This is a genomic window from Mesorhizobium sp. M1A.F.Ca.IN.020.06.1.1 (assembly GCF_004023265.1).
In the GTDB taxonomy this organism is placed as follows: Bacteria; Pseudomonadota; Alphaproteobacteria; order Rhizobiales; family Rhizobiaceae; genus Mesorhizobium.
Genome location: NZ_RZSR01000587.1, coordinates 1 through 3825 on the forward strand (window position 1 = coordinate 1; position 3825 = coordinate 3825).

Sequence of the window (3825 nt, forward strand, 5' to 3'; positions counted from 1 at the left end):
GAACAGCACCGGCGTATGCGTGTTGGCGACGAATAGCCGGGTGACGAAATCCTCTTCCTTGGTCGACATGCCGGAGCGGCCCTTGCCGCCGCGGCGCTGCGCCCGGTAGAGCGACAGCGGCACGCGCTTGATGTAGCCGGAATGGCTGACCGTGACGACCATGTCCTCGCGCTGGATCAGGTCTTCGTCTTCCATGTCCGCCCCGCCCTCGGCGAGTTCCGTGCGGCGCGGCGTGCCGAACTCGTCGCGGACGGCGATCAGCTCGTCCTTGACGATCTGCTGGATGCGCGCGCGAGAAGACAGGATGTCAAGGTAATCAAGGATTTCAGCGCCGATCTTGTTTAACTCGTCGGCGATCTCGTCGCGGCCGAGCGCGGTCAGGCGCTGCAGGCGCAGGTCGAGGATGGCGCGGGCCTGCTCCTCGGATAGATTGTAGGTGCCGTCCTCGTTGATGCGGTGGCGCGGATCATCGATCAGCTGGATCAGCGGAGCGACGTCGTGCGATGGCCAGCGCCGTTCCATCAACTGCTCGCGCGCCGTCTGCGGATCTGGCGCGGTGCGGATCAGCTTGATCACCTCATCGATGTTGGCGACGGCGATAGCGAGACCGACCAGCACATGGGCGCGCTCGCGCGCCTTGCGCAGAAGATATTTCGTGCGCCGGCTGATAACCTCCTCGCGGAAGCCGACAAAGGCCTTCAGCATGTCGATCAGCGTCAGCACTTCCGGCTTGCCGCCGTTCAGCGCGACCATATTGGCGCCGAACGAGGTCTGCAGCGGCGTGAAGCGGTAAAGCTGGTTCAAAATGACATCGGCGACCGCCTCGCGCTTGAGCTCGACGACGACACGGTAGCCCTGGCGGTCGCTCTCGTCGCGGATGTCGGAGATGCCCTCGATGCGCTTCTCGCGCACGAGTTCGGCCATCTTCTCGATCATCGCCGCCTTGTTCACCTGATAGGGAATCTCGGTGATGATGATCGATTCACGGTCGTTGCCGCGCGCCTCGATGTTGACGCGGCCGCGCATGACGATCGAGCCGCGGCCCGTCGAATAGGCATTGTAGATGCCGGAGCGGCCAAGCACGATGCCGCCGGTCGGGAAATCCGGACCGGGCACGATCTCCATCAGCGCAGGCAGGTCGATCGCCGGATTGTCGATGATGGCGATGGCGCCGTTGCAGACTTCGGCCAGATTGTGCGGCGGGATGTTGGTGGCCATGCCGACGGCGATGCCGCCCGAGCCGTTGACGAGCAGGTTCGGGAAGCGGGCCGGCAGCACCTTGGGCTCGGTGGCGGAGGCGTCGTAGGTGTCCTGGAAATCGACGGTTTCCTTGTCGATGTCCTCCAGCAGCTCATGCGCAACCTTGGTCAGCCGGGACTCGGTGTAGCGCATCGCCGCCGGCGGGTCGCCGTCGATCGAGCCGAAATTGCCCTGACCGTCGATCAGGGGCACGCGCAGCGACCAATCCTGGGCCATGCGCACCAGCGCGTCATAGATCGAGGCGTCGCCATGCGGATGGTATTTACCCATCACGTCGGCGACCGGGCGCGCCGACTTCACATATTTGCGGTTCCAGTGATAGCCGCTCTCATGCGAGGCATAGAGGATGCGGCGGTGCACCGGCTTCAGGCCGTCGCGCACGTCAGGCAGCGCCCGACTGACGATCACGCTCATGGCGTAATCGAGATAGGAGCGCTGCATCTCCTCGATGATCGAAATCGGCTCGATGCCGGTGGGGCCGCCCTCCGGCCCGCGCGGTGTCTTCTGGTCGGTCAAATCAGGTCACAATCCAGTCGGGAATCACTCGCCGCTTATATAGGAAGCCGGGCTGAAACTCCAATGGCTACCACACTTTTCCAAAGACAATTTCGGCGGCAATTTCAAATGGATACCGCTGATTGCGACGATATGGCCAAAGCCACACTTTGAGCTCGCAGGCCAAGTCGATCCCGAACGGCCTTGGCTAATGCCCGCGTCTGCCCGCCCGTTTGCAGCGGTAGGCGCCGGGCGCTTCTCCCATCTCGCGCCGGAACCTCCGGTTGAAGGTCGAAAGGTCGTTGAAGCCGGCATCGAAAGCAATCGTCGAGATCGCTTCGTTCGACGCGCACAGCCGCACCGCGGCCCGATGCAGCCTGGTCCTCAGCAGGAACTGATAGGGCGTCATGCCGGCGACATGACGGAACGTGCGCAGGAAATGATACGGGCTGGTCGCCGTGCCGTCGGCGAGTTCGGTCAGCGAAAGCGGGCGATCGGCGTTGAGCTCGATCAAACGCACCGCCTCGGCTACGCGTTTCTGGTCGCGGGCGCTGGGTGTCCAGGCAACCTCGGACGAATTGGCCGCAGCCCCGACCACCGCGCAGGCAATGCGCAGACCGAGTTCCTCGAACGCCTCGCCGTCGCCCGTTTGCTGCGCCGCCTCCGCTTGCGCCAGCAACGGCGCCAGCACCGGCAAGGGCGGCAGGCGTGGGTCGGCAAAGCCGAGCCGGCTTGCGCCCGGCACATCGGCGACGACGCGCTCCATATAGGCCGGCGAAAAATGGAAGGAGAGGCAGCGGTCGCCGGCGCCGTGCTCGTGGCCGCACTCGTAGCAGGCGCCCGGATTGCCGAGCAGGATGGCGCCTGGAGCAAGCATTGCGGTGCCTTGGCGCGTCCGGTAGCGGAACGTGCCTCTGGTCACGGCGGCGAGGCAGAAACCGCGATGCTGTTCCTCAAACGGGCGGTCGCCGGCGCGAGCCGTGCAGATCACGTCGGACACCTGCCAGCCATGCCCTGAGGCCAGGTTTTTCTCAGTCGTCGCCATCGCGAAAAAATAGCAATTTTTCCCAAGCCCAGAACCCCGCCATGCCCCTATTGCTCGCCTCTCCTGACAAACGAGGCAGCAACCATGACCGATCCCTTTGCCGAAGCCCTGCACAGCGACGCTCCCAATCCGGATCTCGCCGAGAAGCTCAAACTCTACGGCCGCTTCATCGGCGCCTGGACCTTCGACGCCACGCGCACGCTGGAGGACGGCACCAGGCTAACCGGGCGCGGCGAGGTGCATTTCGGCTGGGTTCTGGAGGGCAGGGCGGTCCAGGACGTCTGGATCCTGCCGGCGCGGAATGCCGGGGTGCAAGCCTCTCTCGGGCCATGGACCTTCTACGGCACGACGTTGCGCGTCTACGACCCCGGCGCGGACGCCTGGCATATCTTCTGGAGCGATCCGCGCAACCAGTATTACAGCCGCCAGCTCGGCCGCGCCGAAGGCGACACAATCGTGCAGATCGGCGCCGACGGCACCGGCTCCTCGGTGCGCTGGAGCTTTTCGCACATCACCGAGAACGCCTTCCGCTGGCTTGGCGAGCGTTCGCATGACGGCGGCAAAACCTGGCGCATGGAGGTCGAGTTCCTGGCGCGGCGCTCGACTCCAGCCTGACCGATCAACCACCTGTAATCATGGAGAAAACGATGCTTGACCATATCTCGATCGGCGTCCGCGACTGCGACGCCTCGAAACGCTTCTACGACGCCGCTTTGGAGCCCCTCGGCTACTCGTGCCTCAGCCAGTCACCCGGCTCGCTCGGCTACGGCGCCAGGACTGTAGAACTCTGGGTCAATGAGGCCGGCCGGCCGGTCCCGGCCGACGCGGACTCCGGCCTGCACTTCTGCTTTGCCGCACCGACACGCGCCGGCGTCGACGCTTTCCATGCGGCGGCCTTGCTTGCGGGTGGCAAGGACAATGGCCGGCCCGGCCTGCGCGTCGCCTATGGCGACAACTACTACGCCGCCTTCGTAATCGACCCTGACGGCTACCGGCTCGAGGCTTATTGCAGCAAAGCTGAATAG

General features: G+C 64.7%; 4 protein-coding genes. 2 read left to right on the forward strand and 2 right to left on the reverse strand.

The features are described from left to right. On the reverse strand, positions 1–1776 hold a 1776-nt coding region (gyrA, locus tag EOA60_RS22870), incomplete at its 3' end, for a DNA gyrase subunit A (RefSeq protein ID WP_128311937.1). 187 nt (positions 1777–1963) lie between these two features. Then, positions 1964–2800 (reverse strand): AraC family transcriptional regulator, encoded by an 837-nt coding sequence (locus tag EOA60_RS22875; RefSeq protein WP_067319762.1) that lies wholly within the window; start codon positions 2798–2800, stop codon positions 1964–1966. An 84-nt stretch (positions 2801–2884) separates the two neighbouring features. On the opposite strand from EOA60_RS22875, the gene EOA60_RS22880 reads away from it, so the two are divergent. Continuing rightward, positions 2885–3415 carry a hypothetical protein gene (locus EOA60_RS22880; protein WP_067319760.1) on the forward strand — a complete coding sequence of 177 codons (531 nt, stop codon included), beginning with the start codon at positions 2885–2887 and terminating at the stop codon, positions 3413–3415. Positions 3416–3447: 32 nt separating this feature from the next. Then, on the forward strand, positions 3448–3825 hold the full coding sequence (locus tag EOA60_RS22885; protein ID WP_067320139.1) for a VOC family protein: 378 nt from the start codon (positions 3448–3450) through the stop codon (positions 3823–3825).

Coding starts and splice junctions, on each gene's coding strand:
- EOA60_RS22885 (WP_067320139.1), top strand. CDS start 3,448: ATGCTTGACCATATCTCGATCGGCGTCCGCGACTGCGACGCCTCGAAA.
- EOA60_RS22880 (WP_067319760.1), top strand. CDS start 2,885: ATGACCGATCCCTTTGCCGAAGCCCTGCACAGCGACGCTCCCAATCCG.
- EOA60_RS22875 (WP_067319762.1), bottom strand. CDS start 2,800: ATGGCGACGACTGAGAAAAACCTGGCCTCAGGGCATGGCTGGCAGGTG.